General features: G+C 41.6%; 13 protein-coding genes. 8 read left to right on the plus strand and 5 right to left on the minus strand.

From position 1 onward, the window contains the following. Positions 1–67 precede the first annotated feature (67 nt). The 4 genes from AC3WJC_RS12450 (at position 68) to AC3WJC_RS12465 (ending at position 5,078) form a co-directional block, all read left to right on the plus strand. On the plus strand, positions 68–1,435 hold the full coding sequence (locus tag AC3WJC_RS12450; RefSeq protein WP_492399438.1) for an aspartate kinase: 1,368 nt from the start codon (positions 68–70) through the stop codon (positions 1,433–1,435). Positions 1,436–1,619: 184 nt separating this feature from the next. Beyond that, positions 1,620–3,500 (plus strand): DUF4859 domain-containing protein, encoded by a 1,881-nt coding sequence (locus tag AC3WJC_RS12455; RefSeq protein ID WP_492399439.1) that lies wholly within the window; start codon positions 1,620–1,622, stop codon positions 3,498–3,500. A gap of 175 nt (positions 3,501–3,675) precedes the next feature. Continuing rightward, positions 3,676–4,596, plus strand: a complete 921-nt coding sequence (locus AC3WJC_RS12460; protein ID WP_492399440.1) for an AraC family transcriptional regulator — start codon at positions 3,676–3,678, stop codon at positions 4,594–4,596. A gap of 11 nt (positions 4,597–4,607) precedes the next feature. Then, a complete protein-coding gene (locus tag AC3WJC_RS12465) occupies positions 4,608–5,078 on the plus strand; it encodes a VOC family protein (RefSeq protein WP_492399441.1) in 471 nt (156 codons plus the stop codon). Between the two features lie 81 nt (positions 5,079–5,159). Here AC3WJC_RS12465 and AC3WJC_RS12470 read toward each other — a convergent pair whose 3' ends face one another. Then, entirely contained in the window at positions 5,160–5,603 is a 444-nt protein-coding gene (locus AC3WJC_RS12470) for an Hsp20/alpha crystallin family protein (RefSeq protein WP_492399442.1), read from the minus strand. Positions 5,604–6,077: 474 nt separating this feature from the next. Between AC3WJC_RS12470 and AC3WJC_RS12475 the strand changes: the two genes are divergently transcribed. Beyond that, a complete protein-coding gene (locus AC3WJC_RS12475; RefSeq protein WP_492399443.1) occupies positions 6,078–6,437 on the plus strand; it encodes a response regulator transcription factor in 360 nt (119 codons plus the stop codon). Positions 6,438–6,491: 54 nt separating this feature from the next. Continuing rightward, on the plus strand, positions 6,492–7,019 hold the full coding sequence (locus tag AC3WJC_RS12480) for a DUF892 family protein (protein ID WP_492399444.1): 528 nt from the start codon (positions 6,492–6,494) through the stop codon (positions 7,017–7,019). Positions 7,020–7,028: 9 nt separating this feature from the next. On the opposite strand, the gene AC3WJC_RS12485 is transcribed toward AC3WJC_RS12480, so the two are convergent. Further along, entirely contained in the window at positions 7,029–8,792 is a 1,764-nt protein-coding gene (locus AC3WJC_RS12485; protein ID WP_492399445.1) for a sensor histidine kinase, read from the minus strand. 375 nt (positions 8,793–9,167) lie between these two features. Between AC3WJC_RS12485 and AC3WJC_RS12490 the strand changes: the two genes are divergently transcribed. Both AC3WJC_RS12490 and AC3WJC_RS12495 read left to right on the plus strand, forming a co-directional pair. Then, positions 9,168–10,613 (plus strand): TonB-dependent receptor, encoded by a 1,446-nt coding sequence (locus tag AC3WJC_RS12490; protein WP_492399446.1) that lies wholly within the window; start codon positions 9,168–9,170, stop codon positions 10,611–10,613. Positions 10,614–11,174: 561 nt separating this feature from the next. Then, positions 11,175–12,542 (plus strand): TlpA family protein disulfide reductase, encoded by a 1,368-nt coding sequence (locus tag AC3WJC_RS12495; RefSeq protein WP_492399447.1) that lies wholly within the window; start codon positions 11,175–11,177, stop codon positions 12,540–12,542. A 735-nt stretch (positions 12,543–13,277) separates the two neighbouring features. Here the strand turns inward: AC3WJC_RS12495 and AC3WJC_RS12500 are convergent. From AC3WJC_RS12500 to AC3WJC_RS12510, 3 genes are all read right to left on the minus strand, one after another. Continuing rightward, entirely contained in the window at positions 13,278–13,490 is a 213-nt protein-coding gene (locus AC3WJC_RS12500) for a hypothetical protein (RefSeq protein WP_492399448.1), read from the minus strand. 724 nt (positions 13,491–14,214) lie between these two features. Next, complete coding sequence (locus tag AC3WJC_RS12505) at positions 14,215–17,727, minus strand: DUF6443 domain-containing protein (RefSeq protein ID WP_492399449.1); 3,513 nt, start codon at positions 17,725–17,727, stop codon at positions 14,215–14,217. 17 nt (positions 17,728–17,744) lie between these two features. Continuing rightward, complete coding sequence (locus AC3WJC_RS12510) at positions 17,745–22,022, minus strand: DUF5977 domain-containing protein (protein ID WP_492399450.1); 4,278 nt, start codon at positions 22,020–22,022, stop codon at positions 17,745–17,747. Positions 22,023–22,237 lie beyond the last annotated feature (215 nt).

The following is a 22,237-nucleotide window of genomic DNA, read 5'->3' on the forward strand; positions in this document are numbered from 1 at the left end:
CTTTTAAAAATTAAACTAAACGCTATCATCCTAACCATCAATAACTCAAAACCATTAATTTCGCGGCATGCTAACTGTAGAGAAAATTGGCGGCACTTCCATGAGCGCGCTGAAAGAGGTAATTGATAACATCATCCTGTACAATCCCGAGCAGGTTTACAACCGGGTTTATGTGGTTTCCGCCTTTTCGGGCGTAACCAATTTATTGCTGGAGAACAAGAAAACCAAGGCCCCCGGTGTTTATCAGCAGTTTGCCAACAGTGGCGATTACAATAGCGCGTTACAAGCATTAGCACAATATTTAAAAACCCTCAACGCGCAATACGCCGCTTTAGGCCTTGACATTGCCGATGCCGACCAAATGGTAGACAGTACTATGGAACTTACCACACGCTACCTGGATAGCGCCACCACCATGCTTGCTTCGGGCTACCTTAATGAGGGCGTGTTGCTTGCCGTTCGTGAGATATTAGCTTCCATAGGCGAAAGCCACTCGGCGTTTGTACTTGCCAATATCCTGAAAAAACGGAACATCAATACTTATCTTATTGACCTGGCCGGCTCGCACGATAGCCGGGCATTAACCATTAATGAACGCATCCGCGATGCTTTTAACGGGCTCGATCTGGAGCATAACGTTTGTATTGTTACCGGTTACGCTAAGGGTAAGGAAGGTATTATGCGCGAGTTTGACCGCGGTTACTCAGAAGTTACCTTTAGCAAGATAGCAGAGATACTTAAACCGCAGGAAGCCATTATACATAAGGAATACCACCTCTCAACCGCCGACCCGGGCCTGGTGGGTATTGAAAATGTTAAGCCGGTTGGCAATACCAATTATGACATTGCCGACCAGCTTGCCGACGTTGGCATGGAAGCCATACACCCCAAGGCATCAAAACCGCTGGAAATGGCGGGCGTACACCTGCGTATAAAAAACACGTTTGAGCCCACGCACCCCGGCACGCTGATCACCCGCGATTACATTTCAAAGCTGAAACGTATTGAGGTGATTACCGGTACCGACCAGCAATTGCTGATAGATATTTACGACCCATTGATGACCGGCAACGTAGGCAGCGATTTAAAAATTATGCAATGCTTTGCCGGGCATGGCATCAGCTATACTTTTAAAGCAACCAGTGCCAACAGCATCAGCATTATTATATGGGCGAATGATTTTAAGGAACAACTGATTATTGACCTGCAACAACAGTTTGAACGGGTTACCACGCAACCGGTGGCCATGGTATGCCTGTTGGGCACCAATATGGATCAGCCGGGATTGCTCGCCAACGCCACTGCCGCTTTAGCTAAGGCTGATATATCTATCATTGCCGCGGGTATGGCCAGCGGCCGGGTAAACATTCAGTTTGTGGTAGCACGCGACATGTTTAAGCCCGCAATTATAGCGCTTAATAAAGCGATAGGATAAGCCGGAATAACACGCACCTAACCACTATATTAAAAGGTTTAATCAGGTAAATAGCACCGGGTTAAACCTTTTATCATTTAAATAACTTATTGATACACAGGTTAAAATTCGGGTAACATAGGGCAATATCATCTTATCAGGCGTGATAAATTCAGCAGATATTAGCAAAAATAATCACCTGAATATGATGCCATTATTACCCAAACAAATTATTAGTTACAAGCGTACGCCTGCTATTTTATGGAGCACCTTGCTTTTTATAGCCTGCCTTTTAGTATTGAACAGTTGCAAAAAGGAGCCTCGCAGCGAACAGCCTGCGGTACCTGAAACGCCGTTTAAAAAGGATACGCTTGCTATTTACACCCCAAAAGAATTTAAGAACAGCGATTTTGAAAATGCCGCCAGCAGATGGAACTACAAGCGCAGCAGGCAATCAGAACATTTTATTGTATTTTGGGATACCCAATATGGCAGTAATGACCCAAATGCCGCAAGCGTACCTGAACAATACAGGGTTGATATAGATAACCTGCTGCAAAAGGCCGAGGACTTTTATCAGTTAAACGTGAACACCCTGAAATTTGCCGAAGTGGGGCAAGGAAGATCAAACCTTGACAAGTATAAAATGATGATATTTTTATACTACCAGGATGAGTGGCTCGCCACCGGATCAGGGTATGACGATATGATCGGGTCGCTGTGGATCAGTCCGGGAACGGTAAAGCCGGTAGGCTCAACCTTAGCGCACGAGATCGGCCACTGCTTTCAGTACCAGGTATATTGCGACCTGAAGGGCGAAAGCGGTTTTAGGTATGGTTTTGGCGGCAAGCCCGGTAACGGCTTTTGGGAACAAACCGCGCAATGGCAGGCTTATCAAAGCTACCCTGAAGAGGCATTTACATCATACGACTTTGGCGTATATATGGAAAACTGCCATCGGCATATCCATCACGAGGATCAACGCTATGCGAGTTACTTTATACACAGTTACTGGGCATCAAAACATGGTATTGATATCATTGGGAAAATATGGCGCGGTGCCACAAAACCTGAGGACGCGATACAGGCCTACATGCGCTTAACAGGCATCAGCAACAAACAGCTTAATGATGAGATTTATGATGCGGCCACCAAATTTGCCACCTGGGATCTGGATGCCCTGCGAACCATAGGTGCCGACTATATAGGCAAGCAACCTTATGAATTTGATAAACTGGCTGATGGCAGTTTCCAGGTAAAATATTCGCGCTGCCCCTCAACCACCGGTTACAACATTGTACCTTTAAAAGTACCGGCTGCCGGTACAGCTATAAACACCAAATTTACTGGCTTGGCTAACGCGAGCGGTTACAACCATGTAGATGAAACCGTAGCAGGCTGGCGGTACGGATACGTGGCCTTGCTAAACAACGGCACAAGGGTGTACAGCACCATGTTTCAGGACAAAACCGGCAACGCGGATTTTACCGTACCGGCTAATTGTAATAAGTTATGGCTGATAGTGACCGGCGCGCCGTCAACCTACGCGCAGCACGCCTGGGATGATGATAACTCGAACGACGATCAATGGCCATATAAGGTTAAGTTTACCAACACTTCCCTTCTAAATGATATTGAAATTGTGCCCGGCTCAACCCCTAAGGATGTAACGTTTGATATTAATGTTAAGGTGCCTTATGATACCGTTAACTACAGCCGCAACACGGTTGAAATTGACCTGGAAAAACTGGCCCAGGCCTTTGTACTTACCCCGGCACAAATAACCCAGGGGCTGGCAAACCAAACTGTTAAGTTTTACGCAGTTGAGGCTAACGGCAGCCTCAACGCGCAAACCACCGCCAATGGTTACGGGCATTGGTTTAACGCTGCCGGTAACGTTATTAACTGGGGGGCTGACGCGAGGGTATTTTCAGAAATGGATGGTACTAAATTCACGTTCAGCATAGGGCAGTTCCCTAAGCAGGTAGCACGTAACGATCATTTTAACATCAGCCAGGCATTGGTTTACGAGGATGGCAGCAAAAAAGCGAAAGCTACCTTCAGGTTTTCTGTTACGGTTGAATAAGTAGCGAACAGCATACATTTACCCCCCCTTAAAATGCCTGCCGGTATATACCGTGCAGGCATTTTTATTGATGCGTACCAAAAAATGGTAATTGATTTTAGAAACAGATCAACGCTCCGTTGCGGATAGGTAAAGTTATATGCACTTATTTGAGTAGCTTAGGGTAATCAAAACCATGAATGCATCCAACAAAATATACCAAAGCCGCATTAACAAAACCATTGATTACATAAGCAGCAATTTACATAAACCACTTTCGCTTACTGAACTGGCAGAAGTGGCTTTTTTTTCGCCGTTTCACTTCCACCGCATTTTTGTTGCCGTTACGGGCGAAACCGTTAACAATTTTACTTCGCGTTTGCGGAATGAACAAGTAGCCCGGCTATTACGCTTTTCCGCACTGCCCATATCCAAGATAGCCCTAACCTGTGGCTTCTCGTCGCCCTCAACCCTATCCCGTTTGTTTAAACAATACTTCGGTATTTCGCCTATGGAATACCGTAAAGGTGCCGAAATTAAAAACAGCAAGATTCGCAAAGCCTTATTCCCGGTTGATCAGTATAATTGTGGTATGACAGCGGCGGAATTAAAAGCTAAGTTTCCGGTTGCCATCAGGCGGTTGCCGCAAAGGCGCATCGCTTACATCAGGGTTACTGACGCGTTTAGGGAAAATGTGGTTTTAAACGCTTTTGATGTGTTGGTTAAATGGGCTAAACAAATGAACCTCTATAGTTCGGAAACCATTTTTGGCATGTCAAAAGATGATCCGGAGGTAACACCCAAGGAAAAATACAGTTATGAAGTTTGCATAACTATTCCGCGGCATTTAAAAATTGACCCGGACAGTTATCTGGAAACCAAGTTGATGCCTGGATGTAAATATGCCGTAACCACAGTGTCCGGAGATTTAAACATCGTTGCCGCGGCCACGAACTATCTTTTTGATCACTGGCTTATTAACAGTGCCTACGAGTGTGAAACGCAGCATTCGCTGGAGATTTTTACGGATAAAGAAAACATTTGCAACTGGGCGCATTTTAACCTGGAAATATGCATCCCAGTGAGGCCGCTTAAAAAATATGGGATCGATAATTAATTGAAATATCTATGCAAAAGAAAATACTTATCCCGCTACTGATAGCCGTTTCCTTTTTTTCGGGTTTCGGTTTTAAAACAATAATGGCTAACAAACAATCATCAAACATGAAAAAAGCAACCGGCATAGGAGGCATATTTTTTAAATGCAAAAATCCTGCAGCAGTTAACAACTGGTACAAAACGCACCTTGGTTTTGACACCACCCCGTACGGCACCAGCTTTGAATGGCGTGAAAAAGGCAGCGACAAAACAGGGCTTACCCAATGGAACACGTTTGCGGAAGACACCAAATATTTTGGCCCCTCAACCAAGGATTTTATGATCTGTTACCGGGTAGAAGACCTGGAGGCCTTGGTAGAGGAATTAAAAAAAGAAAAGGTGACGGTGGTAGACACTATTGAAAGCTATGATTACGGAAAATTCATCCATATTTTAGACCCGGAAGGAAACAAAATACAACTTTGGGAAGCTAAGGATTAGTTGAGGCTGAAGTGTTTATAGTATTATACGGCAAAGGCTCCCTTTTGAGGAGCCTTTGCCGTATAACAGGATGATTAAACCTTATTTAATTTCAATCTGACGGCGAACGATCTTAGCCTCTTCGCGTTTGGCTATATCAATTTTCAACACGCCATCGATATAAGCGGCCTCAATGTTTTCGGCATTGGCGCTTTCGGGCAAGGTGAATGAGCGTACAAACGAGCTGTAGCTGTATTCGCGTTTGCTGTAATTCTTTTGCGCGTCATTATTTTCCCTTTGCTGCTCTACCGAAATATTCAGCACGTTACGGTCAAGACTGATCTTAAAATCCTCTTTTTTTAAGCCCGGCGCGGCCAATTCAACATGATAATGATCTTCAGACTCACTAATGTTGGCTGCCGGTACACGGGTAACCATGCGGTCGTTGAAAAAAGTATCGTTTAAAATTGAATCGAAAACGTCATTAAAGCCTGGCAATAATGAACCATTGTTTCTTTTTTCGGGATTAAATTTAACCAATGTCATGGGTTTTCCTCCTTAAAAATTTTAATGATTAAAACTTATAATTAATTAAACTATAAAGTCTTAATCAAACAAAATGCCAATCCATCTAACCGCATTCAAAGCCTGAAAATTTTTCAGATTTATGCCGGCGATAAAGTAATGGGAGCTGTCAGTTTTTCAATGTAACAGGAAATCTGGCAAGATCTTAATGTCTGTTATGGTTATTGGTCACAGTTATCAGGGCTGCCGGGCAATCAAAATACTACACCTTTTAATTCCGGGTATTAATAAATACTTCGCAATATTGATAGTATTATAAAACATACAGTTGTTTTTACAGTTACGTATATATAACTACAGCGTTAGTATAACAAACCCGTTTTAAAAAGAGGGTTTATTGTTCTTTATCAGAAATTTAAGCATAGATAGCCGAATTTTTTTTAACTGCAGGGCGTTATTATTAATTAAAGGTATAGATATTGCACAAGCCAGGACATGAATAAGCGGATACTCATAATTGATGATGATGAAGACATTCTGGATATTCTGCATATTATCTTCCGTGATGAAGGTTATAACGTTGTAATTTCAAATACGGGTGAAGCCGCTGAGAATATCCATATTATTAATCCTGACATGATCTTACTTGATGTTCGTATTGATGGTTATGCCAAAAGAGGCGATGAGATATGCGCGCAAATAAAGGCACAATACCCTAAAAATCTGCCCGTTGTACTGGTTTCCGCCGAAACGAACCTGGCAGCGCTGGCTAATGATTGCGGTGCCGATTTTTATATTAAAAAGCCTTTTGATATTTACGAGCTGCTATCTAAAGTAAATAAATGCCTGTTATGATTTGATTGACTACTTCTGTTGCTTTAGTGTTATATTTGTTTTTTACCGATGCCAATGGAAAAGAGATCAAACGAATCAAAACCGGGAAAAATCAATCTCGGGCCACAGAAACTAACTGCTTACTTTATTAATAATCTGGATAAGATTTACGCGGCAAAAACCCACCTGGTTAAACACCTGCCTGAGATTGCCGAGGAAACACACTTTTCGGACCTGCGTTTAGCCATTTTGGAAACTTTGGAAGATGTAGAAAAGCAGATTGCAAGGATGGATATTATTTATGCCATGCTGGATGCCGAACCCGGAAAGGGCAACTACAGCGGACTGGCAGGCCTGGTTGATGACGCTTTTCAGGACATCAGGCTGCATAGCGACGAGCCGGAACTGCGCGATCTTTCCATCGCTTTTTACATGCAGAATATTGAGAGTATTGAAATGGCATCGTTCCAGGTTTTGGAAATGGCTGCCGTAAAACTTAAAAACAAGCAGATCAAACAGCTTATCAGGGAAAATTACGATGAAGCCAAGGCAGACCGTACATTATTATTGCTGATCACCGCGAAATACGTAACCTCGAAATAACAAACCGCATCAAACCGCTTTAGGCAGGGTGAACCAAAATATACTGCCTTTATCTACCTGGCTGTCAACTCCTATTTCGCCGTTGTGGCCATGTATGATGCCGGCACAAATGTATAGCCCCAGGCCCATACCCGAGTACCTGCCACCCGGGTTTTCAATCTGGTAATACCTGTCAAATAAAAACTTTATTTTCTCTTCGGGGATTCCTTTTCCCTGGTCAATCACGCTTACCTTAATATGATCGTCAGCGTCAGCAACATGAATTTCAACTAAGTCTGATTCGCCGGCGTATTTATGCGCGTTGTTAACCAGGTTTACAATTACCTGCTCTATCTTGCCTTCATCAGCGCAAACCATCACCGTTGGTTGGCCGGTTAACTTTATGGGGTGCGCCTGGGTAGATAAATAAGCCGTTGATTCACGAATCAGTTCAACCAGGTTAAACCAATCTCTTTTTACACTTAACTTGCCCAAACCGATGCTGTTGGCGTTCAGCAATTCGCCAATCAGGTTGTTCAGCTTTTTTACGTTATTATAGCCGGCGCTTACCAGTTTGCTGAGCACCGGGTCGGGTTCAGGTCGGTTGAGCATCATTTTTTCCATAAATTGAATATTCGCCGTTAAACTGGTAAGCGGCGTTTTCAGCTCATGACTGGCAATATTTATAAAATCATCCTTTCGCTGTTGCGATAGTTTTTGCTCATTGATATCGGTACAGGTACCAAACCATTTAATGATCCGGCCATCGGCATCATAAAAAGGCGCCGCCCTGCCCAGCACCCAAATGTATTCGCCGGTATATTTGCGCAGGCGGTACTCAATCTCGTAAGGTTCGCCTGTTTGTAATGAATGATGCCATGTTTTCCAGGCACGCTCCTGGTCATCCGGATGAAAAATATCATTCCAGCCCTCGCCTTCTGATTCATCGTGCGTAGCACCCGTAAAATCATACCAGCGCTGGTTATAATACTCGTGCATGCCCTGCGCGTCCGTTATCCATACCATTTGGATGATAGAATCCGCCATTTGCCTGAACTGCTGCTCACTCTCCCGGATACGCTGGGAGGCAATTTCCTGATCGGTTATATCAATCATACTGCCAATGTACTCCACCGTTGTTTCATTCAGCAAATGTGGCACAGCCTTCATAAAAACCCACCGTACGGCACCGTTTTTATCCATGATCCTGAACTTGGTTTCATAAGAACTCCGGGATTGTAAAGCATCAGCAAAAGCCTGCCGCTGGGCGGGAACATCGTCCGGATGAAAGGCTTGTAAATGGCCCGACCCCAAACTGTCTGCCAGGGAGAGGCCGGTAGTCTGCATCCAAGAATTATTTACATAGATACATGAAGCACCGGCGCTTCGCCATATCATAAAAGGCGATTCATCCGCCAGCGTTTTAAAATATTGCTCGCGCGATTTGAGCACCTTGCTTTCCGTAACATCCGTAACCGAATGGATAATGTAAGCTACCTCATTATTAATAACAACCGGCTTATTAACCGGAGCCCAGAATTTTTCAACAAACCTGTCGGTACCAGGTTCAGGCACGGGGTAGCGCTGAACGGCCATTTCATGGATTTGCTTTGTTTTAAGCACCGTATTAAATGACGCGGATATATTGTCAACCCCATCGGCGTACACATCATTAGGATCATCCGGAAAAACATCAAAAATTCCCGACCCTATGATATCCTCCCTTTTGGTTAGCGTAGCTCTGTTATATTCATCGCTAACCTCAACTATGGTAAAATCAGGCGCGTTAGGCAACAGGATAAGATAGTTTCCGGGCAGGCTTTTAATATAGCCAGCATGGCTTCCTGTTCCTTAATCAGCGTGGTATTCAATAGCGGGGGTATTATAATTTCAAGTAAAGATATTTATTTTATCCAAACGGATTTTACGGATTAACCAGAATGAAGTTCGGGTTCAACCCTAAAATATACACTTTACATTAAGTTCAAAAAACAAGTATAAACACTTATTTAAGAACATTCGCTATACTTGTGGGCAGATATAATCTCTGATAAAAGCGACGGCTTGTTGAATTAATTTTTGAATGATCTAAAAATTCAGGCTGCAAACAATTAAGCCATTCAGGAGCTATTACTATCAACGCATGCGACTTTTCAAAAAATACCGGCTATGAAAATCAACTACATTTCAACCAAGCAGAAGGCATTGACTATCAATCTGGATTCGCAGATCTACGGATCATTCGCGGAGATCGGTGCCGGGCAGGATATTGCGGCTCATTTTTTTAAGGCAGGCGGTGCCGCCGGTACCATAGCTAAAACCATGTCGGCCTATGACATGACCTTTTCAGACGCGATATATGGCACGCAACAGATCAAGAGATACGTTAGCCGCCAGCGGCTTGTTGCCATGCTTGACCATGAGTACCAGTTACTGATAGAAAGGCTTGCCGGGCAGCGTGGCGACAATACTACCTTCTTCGCGCTATCAGGTACATTTTCTGCCCTTAATTATCATAAAACAAACGAAGGGCATGGCTGGATCGGTGTACGGTTTCAAACTGTGCCTAACAGCCCGCCGCATGATGTTATTTTACACGTAAAGTTGTTGGATAATGATAATGTTTTACAGCAGCAGGCTGTTGGCGTGTTGGGTGTAAACTTTTTGTATGCCTGCTTTTACCATCGTGATTCGCCGGAGGATTTTTTGCTATCGCTGATGCATGATCTCAACGTGAGCAGAATCCAGATCGACATGATCCATTTTGAGGGGCCTGATTTTGAGAAGATAGACAACCGTTTAATGAGCCTGTATCTGGTAAAGTACGGCTTTTCTGACGCAGCCCTTTTCGGCCCGAATGGTAAGAACCAGCAACCGTCAGAAATACTTTACAAAAAACATATTGTTGTTGTACGCGGGAGGTTTCGCCCGCTTATTAATGTTCACCTGGAAATGCTGGAACGCGGCCTGCAACAGTTCACCCTCGAGCCGGATATTGACAAGGAAAACATTGTGGTGCTATCCGAACTCACCCTGCAATCACTCAAAGAAAGGGATGCGGGCGATGTTGCCAACATTGATGAAAAGGACTTTTTGGACCGGGTAGACATTTTGTGCAGTATGGGGCAAACGGTTATGATATCCAATTTCCACGAATATTATAAGTTAGCCGCTTATCTCTCCAGTATCACCAAACTCAAGATAGGTATTGTGCTGGGCTACCCGAATTTGCAATACATTTTCTCCGAAGAGCACTACACTAATTTGCCGGGCGGCATACTCGAGTCGTTTTCCACCCTGTTTAGTCGTAAGGTTAAGCTATACATTTACCCAACCTTGCGCGATGGCGAGATCTGGAACGTAGCCAAATTCTCATTACCGCCCAAGCTGATCGACCTGTATGAATACCTGGTGGCTAACGATAAAATTGCAGACATTCGCGATTACAATGCAAAAAACCTGCAGGTAGAAACCGACAACGTATTAAAGCTGATAAAAGACCATAAACCAGGCTGGGAACAATACGTACCGGCCAAGGTAGCCGAGATCATCAAGGAACGCCGCCTGTTTGATTATGACCCAGACTTGAGCGAAGAAAGCAAGGCAGTTAGTTAGTCGTGCGCGGTAAATTTTATTGATACCCTTTGAACTTATCTGGATAAGTTTTGTTTGTGAATGACTCGCATAAAATTAATGTAGTTGTGGTATACCTGTCGTACCGTAGATCCGCCGTCAAGCGCATTCAGGAGCGCCGAACCTTGTAGCTTAACTTATCATTATTATATCTATAGCAACGGTGCAGTAACGCTCTATGCTAACTAAACAGACTTAAATATTTGTTTTTTTCCTGAAATAAGCGTTAACTTCAATTTATATGTTACTCGACACTCTAACTTTTTCATTCCTTTTCCTTAACTCTCTTAAAGGCCCGTTTATTTGTATTACAGCGTATTATTAATTTGTTTATAAAACTTTTTCGTTACTTGCTTATCAATTATGAAGAAGACCTTATCACCTGCCATACTATTGTTATTAACCTGTTTATTGCTTTTAAGCAGCCAAGGCATTGCTAAAACTACAGACAATGTTTTTATTGACGGTTACGTAGCAGACTTTGCTAAACTGGATAAATCAGTTTACCTGGACAAAACCATATCCGTAGAATATTATGATCCGTTGGGTTACAGCCAGCGTAAATCAGCTAAAATTGACAAGCAGGGTAAATTCAAACTGTCTATTTTTTTGCTGCATGCACAGGATATCAACATACAATCTGGTACCGGTTATTTTATAACAACATTAGTTGTGCCTAATGATACAGTGCACATGGCCCTAAGGTATTTCAAAACCAATCAGGCTACGCGGGGTTACCCTAACATACATTATCGCGCAGATTTTAAAAATTCTTTTTCTGGCAAAAATCGTGGCCGGTTGTCTAACTTTTTAACAACTTATTTAAAGGCCGCCAGATTATCTATATCGACCGATACTGCCAATAACATCAACCTATTAAATCAAAAACTAAAAAAGGTCGACGCAGTAGTTAAAGCTGAATTCATTAATGTTGATAAAACTACATCCAAGTGGCTGGAAAGCTATTTTACGTATAAGCTTATTGAAAACTTTCTATCGCAAAGCGAGAAAACAGGGATTACTATAAACTACAGTCAGATAAAATTTCCGGCTAATAATGCAGACAATTCTTCATTTTTTGCTGTGGTAAAAAAGATATCGATACCGGATAGTGTAGATTACCGATTTAGACGTATGGCTGTGGTGAACAACCCAAACTTTAAGCTTAACATAGAAGAAGCTCATTTGGTTAACAGAATGTTCTCTGGCAAAGCTACACCGGCAGATAGCTCTAATGCAAAAATTTTTGAGAAAAAATATCAGGATAATAAAAAAGCGATAGCATCTTCAGACTCGGCTTACTTATTAGCTGTTGGAGCTTACCAGGCTGCAAATTTTTCGACACGAATTGCGGATTTTGCAAACGGCCGACTGATAAAGAGTGAATATCTTAATAGCTTTTTCAACCAGATAAAACCGCTGTTGTTTAAAGGTATAAGCTCAAAAATGCAAGATTACCTCAACAGCGAAATTCTCTCCGGCTCGGCATCAAATAAAAAAGTTTCTTATACAAAATCCACCGAGGCTGATATAGTAAAAATGTTGACAGCGAAGTTTCCTGGACAAAACCTCTATATTGATCTGTGGGCTACCTGGTGCGCGCCATGCCGTGCCGAGTTTCCGTACTATCCTGAAGTTATGGAAAAGTATAAAGACAAAGTGACCTTTATTTTTTTATGCGGCGCTTCAGAAGAAAATGCATTTAAAGCAGTATTGGATAATCTTAAATTCAAAGGCAACCATTTCTTTTTAAATAATGATCAATACACTAACTACAAAAATGCGTTTGGAATAGTTGGCATTCCACATTACTTATTTATCACAAAAGAGGGCAAGATCACTAATAACTTTAAACGCCCTTCGGCACATCTCGATTTGTATGCGTCTATAGATTCTGAAATTACGGAATAAAGACACCCTATAGTTGTTAATATAACAAGGCGATGTGTTAAATAACGCTGATCAATATGGCGATGGTAGAAAAGTCAGAAAATTAAAAAGCCTCTCTAATTGCTTAAAGAGGCTTTTCTTGTGATCCCGCTGGGATTCGAACCTTGATGAATTATCGTGTTTAAAAGCCATTTTTTGCCTGTATTCCAACGCTGTGCCACGAAAGTGCCACAGAAAGCACGGATAAAAGAGCCACGATAATCGGCCAGTCCAGCATATATCTTAAAAACTCCTGCACGGAGTTTCAATTTAAAAGAACGATAGCTCGTGTTATATGTGCAAAGTTAGTGATATTGGGCTGATAACAAAGACTAATGACCATGATATTTTCTTTCGATACCTCACATGTATGTAAAGTCAGATCATATCGATATCGGTGAAGTTTTAAATTCTTCAATTCTGGCGATTTGAGCGCATTTGAGAATGCTTGTAAACCTGCCACAACTTCCATCATATGGAAGCTTACTTCCGGAAACAATATATCAAGACATAGCATCTATTAAGCGCTCCATCCTAAAGACAAACCGCCAAGCTTCTATTTAGAAATATAAACACCGTACCGTCGACTTTGTCCAACGATCGAAAACCGAGTTCATGTATAGTTTTCGAGATAAAATGATAAATAAAAAGAATTCACACCATTAGTATATGGCTTCTTTGCGGCAACAATGAATAACCTCATCTGTTCCTACTGTACTAGTTTAAGTCATCCGGATGTCCACCGTATACTTTATCAGAAATAAAGCGCAATAGATCCTTATTATAAGGAACCATTCCATCTTTATAAAATATACCAAAAGTGTCAAAACAATAGGTTGTTTGATGATTTCTATAAAGAAAAGTGATTTTTCCCTTAACATCAATATCTTGGTACTTTTCTTTCGCAAAACATTTTAGTAAAAAATTCATTTTATCTAAATTCTTCTTTCATGTTAGGGTAACGGTTTTGTTTGTATTGTTAAAAACTTTGCTGAAACGGTCACAATTGATTTGAATGATGGTCTCCGTATCGAATCCTTCAAACTCAATTCTTGCGGACGTTAATTGAGGAACAGTTGGCTTATGTTGAAATGAAAAAACTTGGAAACATGTTATTAATATCGAAATGATTATTTTCATTCTTGTTGTAAAATTAATTTCTTTGCGTTTGCTAAACTTTACATACTTACTTGATGGGTTTCAGTAATATTTTATAGGAATACTAATAGATTAATTACTATCATGAATGTTAATCTAATGTAATGCGACACTAAGTAATTATTAGAATACAACGGTTCCTTTCGTTTGATAATAATAAAAACCAATAAAGTCACCAAGAGAATCGATACGATAGTAGCAGGGAAAACATTCAACTCAACGTCGAAGGTTCCATAGATTGCTGAAATAGTTGCCAAACTGTAAACGAATCCAGAGCATATGGCAAAAGGTAAACTGCCTTCCCCTGATCTACCTTGCAAATATCGAAAGCCCATAGGGAAGTAAATTATGGCTAACACTAATCCAAATATTAGAATATCTATTGTTTCTTTCACATAGAAAACATGTTTAAGCAAAATTGATAGTAGTGTTAAGGCTAAAAATATTTTTTCTAAATTTTTAATGTGCTTAAGGCCGCTTAAGAAAGTATTCATATTTAATTTTTTATGGTAATTTTTAGTTCTGGCACGAGTATGAATCCTCCTCCATAAGTGTAAGAGTTATCAATTTTTGTGGCTGTTTTAACCCCATACCTATATTCATCAATTTGAGTTGCAGATATTGAGGGTGCTTTTGATGAGCCCAATTTTCCTTCTAATTTAGAACCTTCGGCACTAGGGACCCCAAATTTAATTCCTGTTTCCGTATATGAAAACGCATTAGAAGTTTGACTATCGCCATATTTTGGAAATGTAACATTAAACTTCTGCCCAATTCCTGTATTTACAAAATCCAACACTTTTATAGATGCTTTGCTTTCTAAAGGTGCACCTCCATTCTCACCACTTCTTACATTGACACCGAAAACGTCAGTCTGTTGATGCACGACTTGCCCTTTGTCTAAAGAGACCTTAGACTGAACAGCAGTAACGCTAAGTAAATTTAGATCAGCTTTAAGAAGGTTACCTACTTTTAGTGAACCTTGCGCACCAATAGATATTTTAGCTGAAATATCTACTTTAGGAATGGATGATATAAGTCTTTCAACAGTCGCTACAGTCTTATTGTATCCACTCTTCACCCAATCCGGGATTTTACAACAGTCTTCTGGTGACATTCCATCGGGGTCTATGAACCTTAAAGGGTTATTAAACGCATAATTATATGGCGAATATCTTTTCATCTTTTCTGCTAAAGGATCAATTGTTCCCCACCTAACAACAAGTGGATCATAGAACCTTGCTCCGTAATCATATTGTCCCGTCTCACTTTGCAATTCCTTGCCATTGTACTTATAACGGTTCTCGGTACTTGGCGAGTACGCGTTTCCTGGATTGAATGACAAACCAAACGCATAATAATCCTGCACCTGAACAATCGAGCCATCCTGCTTAATCGCTGCCCTGGTGTTCCCCAGGTGATCTTTCAGGTAGTAGTCGAAGCTATAAGCCGCCGCACCATTCGGTACCGCCCTGCCTTCTTCGGTAGCAACAAAGTCTAGTGTCGTACCGCTGTATTCTATACCGCTGATGTACTCCCTGGTCTCTCCACCGGTAACAATTTTACGGAGCTTTGCGCCCGTTGCATCGTAAATATAAGAAACGTTTCCGCCGGTTCTAGTTAATACGCTTGGCAGGTTTAAAATGTTATAGCCGATGTCGCTGATCTGGTTCCGGGTGTCACTCTTTACATTGCCGTTGCCGTCATAGGTATACGTACTGGGTTGGCCACTCGTTCCGGCATCTGTTACATTCCATAACCTGTTTCCTGCGCCCCCTGAAGTGTAATTATAAGTAAAGTCATTGATGTAGGTTGTTCCCGTATTGCCCTTGCGTTTCAGGGTTTGGATATTGCCCATTACGTCATAGGTAAGCAGCTCGTTATACTTGTCTGCATTACCGCCTTTGTCATCATCATAATCGGCTTCCAACAAGCGGTTCAGGTTATCATAGCTGTACAGGTAACTTTGTTTATACTGGTACAGCCCGCTCCCGGTAGGCACCATCGTTTTCCAGGCCAGACCGCCAATGTTACCGTTGAACTGCTTATTACTACTACCGCCGTTATAATCCAGCTTCATACCGAACACGCTGGTAGCGCTTACCGTAGTGGGATCGCCGATCTGCGCCAGCCAGCCTCGCTCGTTATACAGATAAGGAATGGTTTGCTTAAAGGTTGCGCTGTCTGTCGAATGCAACTTTTTGGTCTTTAGCTGTCCGACCTCGTTATAGTCTAACTGTGACAATAAGGTGCGTACATCTCCCGTCTGACCGGCATTGGTCATGCGTTGCCAGCTTTTTAGCTTACGTCCCATATGGTCGTAGATGTACCGGTTACCTATCGTTAGCTTTAGCTCCGCATTAGTGGTTGTCGCATTGTAGTTATAATGTGTGCGGGTCGTCGAAGTTACCTGGTTATTGAAGTTATAACGGCTGACAAATAAGTCATAGTTTTTCACTGTGTATACACCGCCTTTGTAATGCTGCTTAAAGGTGGCTATGGTACGCCCTTCGTCATCATAATAATCTACTGTCCATGGGAGCTGAGTTACACTATTTAATATTGCTGCCCTGCTGGCGACTAACAACCCTTTGGGATTTGTATTGTATCCAGAAGGGGCACCAGTTCCTGGTCTGCCGGGTATGTTATCATAGCTGTCATAGTAGTTAACGGTTAATACAGTGTAACCATTTTTAGGCATGGCACCTGAAGTATAATCATAGGTGCTAACCGGCGTTCCGTACTGCCGCCTTTCCCAGATCGTGTCCTGTGCATTGGCAGTAGTTTGCATGGTCGCACGATAGTTTTGTCCGGCAACAGATGTGCCCGGAATGTCATAGATACCGGTCATGACCACTCGTCCTAAGCCGTCATACTTGGTAAAGGCACCACGCTGTAAAGGTGCACGCATCCGCATCAAGGAATCCTGTGTTACCACTACCTGATCAAGTTTGTTGTAAACCATATACTCCCAGCCTTTGCCCGGGATCTTTTTCTCTACCAAACGGTTTCGTTCATCATAGCGATACTGGTAGCACCAGGCGCTAAGCGCTGCCTGACTGGGTACGCCAGCGGTCAGATCGGGATTTGCGCCTGGCGGCAATACATACCTCAGGTTACCCAGGTCGTCATACACATAGTAGGTTGACAGCATTTCCAATAAGGCGGTTTTCTTATTGTGGTTGTACGTACGTTTGAGTACCACCCGGCCTTCCTTGTCTTTATATTCTTCTGTCGTATTTAGGCAGCCATTAGCAATTAACCAGTTCTCGTCCTTACTGATCGTCACATATAGCTGGTTACTGGCGTAATAAGGTGTGGTGGTGTTGCGGGTCAGTGATCCGGTTGTACTTACCGTATATAACACGACTTTTCTGCTCCCTGCATTATTGGTTAGCGGCGTGGTGGTAAAGGCGGTCTGGTTGTTAAATGTATAGTCCGCTATTATAGTCCTTCCTGCATCGGCAGTTCGGGTTCCGGGCTGCCAGGCATCACCGGGAGCACCCTGCTGCAATACCCGGTTTAAAGGTGAAGGCTCAAATACGGTCTGCGCATACGGTGTCGGTATCACCGGGATACCGGTAGTTCCCTGCTGCGTGCCGCTGATGCCATTGCCTGTGGGATTGTAGAATGCGGCTTGCTTGATTATCGCGTCTGCCTTGTAGGTACCGTCTGCGGTTCCAGTATAGGCAAATGGCAGATATTTTTTTACTTCTCTGCCATACTGGTCATACTCCATCGGCTGTATGATGTCTTTGTTCTTTGACGGGTTGCCTTTTACCTGCACCGTTTGTATCGGCCTGCCCAGCCCGTCAAAGTACTGCACGTCCGTCATTACGGAATCGGCATTCGATGATAAGGTTTGCAGTTTGGTCTCTGTCGTGATCTCCGTCCGGGGCGTACGCACACGGATGTAGTTCTGATTAGCGGACTGGCCGTGAACTGCTGCGACCGGCAGCAGCATTGCACCGCTCAATAATATATGTTTGGTTGATCGTGATAATTGCATGGTCTTGATAAGGCAGGTTAATTTGGATTTACGGCTGTTGTCAGGCTGATATCGGTACTGGTGCAAGTGGTAACTCCACCACCGCCGGGAGGAACTGCATTTGTAGTATTTGTTGCCTCTGCTGGCTGTGTGGTGGTAGGCTGCGTTGCCTCTCCGCTCGTTTCTGACTTTGTCCCTGTGGCTTGCGCCTGATTGCCTGTCGCGTCGGATTGCATTGCTGTAGCAGCTTCTGTACCGGCAGTCATAGCTGGTAAAACACCACCACAAGTATTTATATCTACGGTCAGATCACGGAAACTACTGCCTGCCAGTATACTGATTGTTTTATTGAGTATCTGGGTTGTTGATGGGCTGCCATCGGAATAGGTAGTCGTTGATACTTGCTGATAGGCAACCGGATAGTTACTGGAGACAGTCATGGGTATCGTCTTGGCTGCATCAGCATACGTTACAAAAGAAAATACTTTATAATAATGATTATCCGCCCCCACATAGCCTGACTTAATCTCCAGTTCAATGTAAGGGTTTGCGGGCAAGGCTGTACAGGTGCCGTTGGTGTTAGCATAGTTTTGACCGTTAGCGGTAATATCATTTAAGGCCAGTTGGTTCGCCTCGGCTTGTGTACTCCCGGAATAGGTACCTGCGGCTACTGTGTAGGTAACTGCCGAGCCCATGTACCCTGATCCGCAATTGTTTTTGTTGAACGCTTGTGATTGAACCAGGTTGCCAAACAGGCTCGTCGCCGGCAATGTCCCAGGGGCATAATTGTAAGCATAGTTCTTTATAATGTTCTTTTCCTCATCCTTCGCGTTTAGCAAACGCTGGAAACCGTCATATTCGTAATAGCTCGCCATCCCCTTAGAATCAACTTGACTAATCACTCCTACTAGTGGTGTAAAAGCATAAGTAGTCATTAAAGCCTCTTTTGGATAGAAACGAATATCGTCAATATGATAGGTGCTATTGATACTGATAGCGTATGTTGAGTTGCTGACAACAATATTGTCAACAACGACTTCCGACCAGATGCCAGCGGTTTCCCGCCAATAACTTAAAATATATTTACCATTAGTAAGACCTGTCAGACTTTTCGAATACCCATTGGTCTTACTATTGTTTCCGGTATGGCTGCTTGATGTACTTATTCCGGTTCCTGTTGCGTCTTCAAAGTCCTCGAATAATATATCTTTCACTTGAGCGTTATTCACTTCGGCTGTAGGGTACTCACTGTTATAGCCCCACAGGTAACTTGTGCTTGGTGCATCTGTAGGAATTATACTTATTAAATTTCCTTGGCTGTTATCATACTGAAATGACACTTCCTTTTTAAGCTTGGGGTCAAAGGCAATTACACCGCCATTAAATTGCAAAGATGCATAACTTGATAAGTCATTTTTAGCCATATTCCATAAGGCTCTTTTGACTGGCAATATATTGTCGTAGGTTACAACCTTCGCATCGACAAAAAGGTTATTACGCTTTTTATATGATTCAACAGGTACGATAATATTTTGCTTCAAAAGCTTTTGATAACCATTCGCTATGTCATCAGTATAGGTATTAGTTGTATTTGGGATAATATCTTCTGGATACCTATAGTATTCCTCATTGACAACGCCATCGCTACCCACAGTAGTTTGCTTACTCAGTTCAAGATTATTTAAGTTATATTTATAGCTTGTCTCTTTTTTCAAAATATTAGCTCCTGAAAATTCTTCGGTCTTTTTTTGAAGCAATTTATAGTGATTATTTTGCGTTTTATACCAATAAATATCATATCCAAATGAGTCGTTATTGGTAAGATAAACAGTCCAGGGACCATATACTGGCGAGCCTCCTGAACGATCGTTATTATAACAACTCACTTTTAAAAAACTTTCAGAGCCATAGTTAGTGGAGTTAGTACCAAAATTTAAATCATATAAATTAGTTTCTTTTTGCAATGCAATATTATCCTTAAAAATCGTTTTCTCTTTCAGTAACCCACGCCCCCATTCATTGGAAACCACATTGTAATATGGATTTTCGTAAAATGTATTATCATAATTCCCTCCAACTAACTCTAAAGTGCTTCCATTGCCAAGATCAAGTTGATCTTTTACATCTAAGGCACTTGTGAAATTGTACAAAGTTTTATAGGAATCATTTTCCACTTCTTCAACATACGCATAGCTCACATCGAAATTATTTGACCCGAGCACTATTGAACTTGATGAACCAACTTGGCAACCACCCCTTACCAATCTTTGAACGGGTGAAAATTCTCCAGACATGGGTGGGCGAACTGCAATGAAATTTTCTTGATACTTATAATAATATACCGGATAAAAAGGCAAATAGCCTGATGAATGGCCTGACTCTGGGTAGTTATAAGTTTTTTTATTTGTGACATTTCCGTTGGCGTCTCTGTTAAGTATATTCTTAATCCGTAATCCACCTACATTAACGTCTTGGGTTTCTGTTATCGTTTGAACGCCTTTCGTATACACGTATTGAAATGTATATGGTGAAATATTTCTGTTGTACACACAAGGTTTTATGATATGTTTTATCCTATAATGCTTATTGATTTGCAACGCCAACGACGCTTTATAATTCGCAACACCATTCCCGTTATTACTGGTCAACGTGAAACTGGCGTTATACAGCAATTGTTGGTTAGTATCCATATCCCATAATTCCCATCGCACCGGAGGATTCATGTCATTAGGCTGTACATATGGCATCGACATATAAAAATCGACCGGAGTATTGATATCTACTGTAAAATCTTTATGTGATTCCTCCAAATAATCACAATAATTCCAATTAGTGATATTTGGCAAACCATTATAAGTATAAATTGTAAAGTAATCACCAACCGTAATTTGATTAGTTACCGGAAATGAAGTGTAAGCACTGTTAAGCTCATAGTAGTATTCACTTGATCCCCCTGTGGGATAAATAATTTTATTAAGTGATAATATACCGGTTGTTAATGCATTAACATCGCGGTTAGCGCCTGTATAAGTGTTAGACCCTATTTTACGGCCTGGGATTAAATTAGTATTGTTCTGACCGTTATAATATCCCCAATGATCTTGGCTATAAGAAAGCCTGGATGGCATACCACCTTCATCATATAAAAACTGATGACTTATTTTGTCGTTTATGTTATTTACAGATACCTGGTTGTATTTTGTCAAAATTAATCGTCCACTCAGGTATTTGTACTCAAAAGTAAAAGACTTGATTTTTTCTGTTTTATTATAAACGTCAATCGCACCAAGAGTATAAGCTCCTGGCAAGTCTGTCCTTGCGGCACCTGTAATGAATTCTATCCTATAATTGCCTGCGGTTATTGTTTTTAATCTCTTGACGTTATCTGACGTTATCCTTAGCTTGGATCTGGTTGACTGTTTTTTGAACGTCTGATAATCAACGTCATGATTTTGGCTATCGTCAATGATATATCTCTTATGGGTTTCAGATACATCATACCCTGGCTGATATCCTGAATCATATTGGAAATTCATTTCGGCTCCTTTAGGTGAAACAATCTTAGTAAGATACCAGGAGGAAATATAGTTTTCTGCATTACAAGACCATGAGCTGAAATCACCATCATTAAGCTCGGGTCCCGGTGTGCTGCTGGAGCAAGTACTCTGTGTTTCAATTGTCTCAAATATGTACTTGAACCCGTCGTTTGTTATAATCGTAAAGCCAATTATCCCTGTAATTGGCGTATTTGTTCCAATTATTGGCACGACCTTAAATTGCTCCATGTTAGACATTCGCACATTTCCATTCCTATCAAAGAAGAAACTGCCAGAATTCCCATTGAAATTAAACATATAAATATCGGATTCGGAATCTTTGAAAGAAGTCATTAACCAATATTTAGTCTCACTTGAAAGGTTGGTACTGCCGGTCGGAGGCAAGTCTTGTTGAATACCATTATAGTCTGCTCGCCCTTTAACACTTCTTGTTATCACTCCGCCAGAATTTAATATCCAACCTAAACCTACCTGTGTCGCCATATCATTGACTTTAATGCCACCAGTAATATAATTTAATGAAATAGGCAGTCTTATATCTCTGTAAGGTAATTCATAGATTGGAATATTTAAATTAACTTTTCCCTTAGACAGGTTTACATTGTGTTGACCATAAGATCCTAAAGCGGCAGCTTCGGGAAGTGGAGGGATGACAGCTGGCTTTTTGTCGTAAGAAAATGTTTGAGCTTGGGCATCAATAAATAAGAATAGCAGAAAAAAAGTAAGCAATACATTTGGACATGACCAATGAAGTTTCATGATGTTAAATAACTAATGTGAAAAGATTTATTACGTCGAAGATAGAAAGCTCTAACTCAAATTGGTGAAGAACTAATTAAGTATAATTTTGACGATGGTAACTCAATACTAATAATCCTTAAGTAGGAGAGCCAGTGGAAGTTCATGATAAAGGTCGATTTCTGATTTTTAAGCAATTTTAATGATTTAATGTTGATTTTTAATATAATCTGCTA

It is taken from the genome of Mucilaginibacter sp. FW306-07-L, from assembly GCF_058782065.1.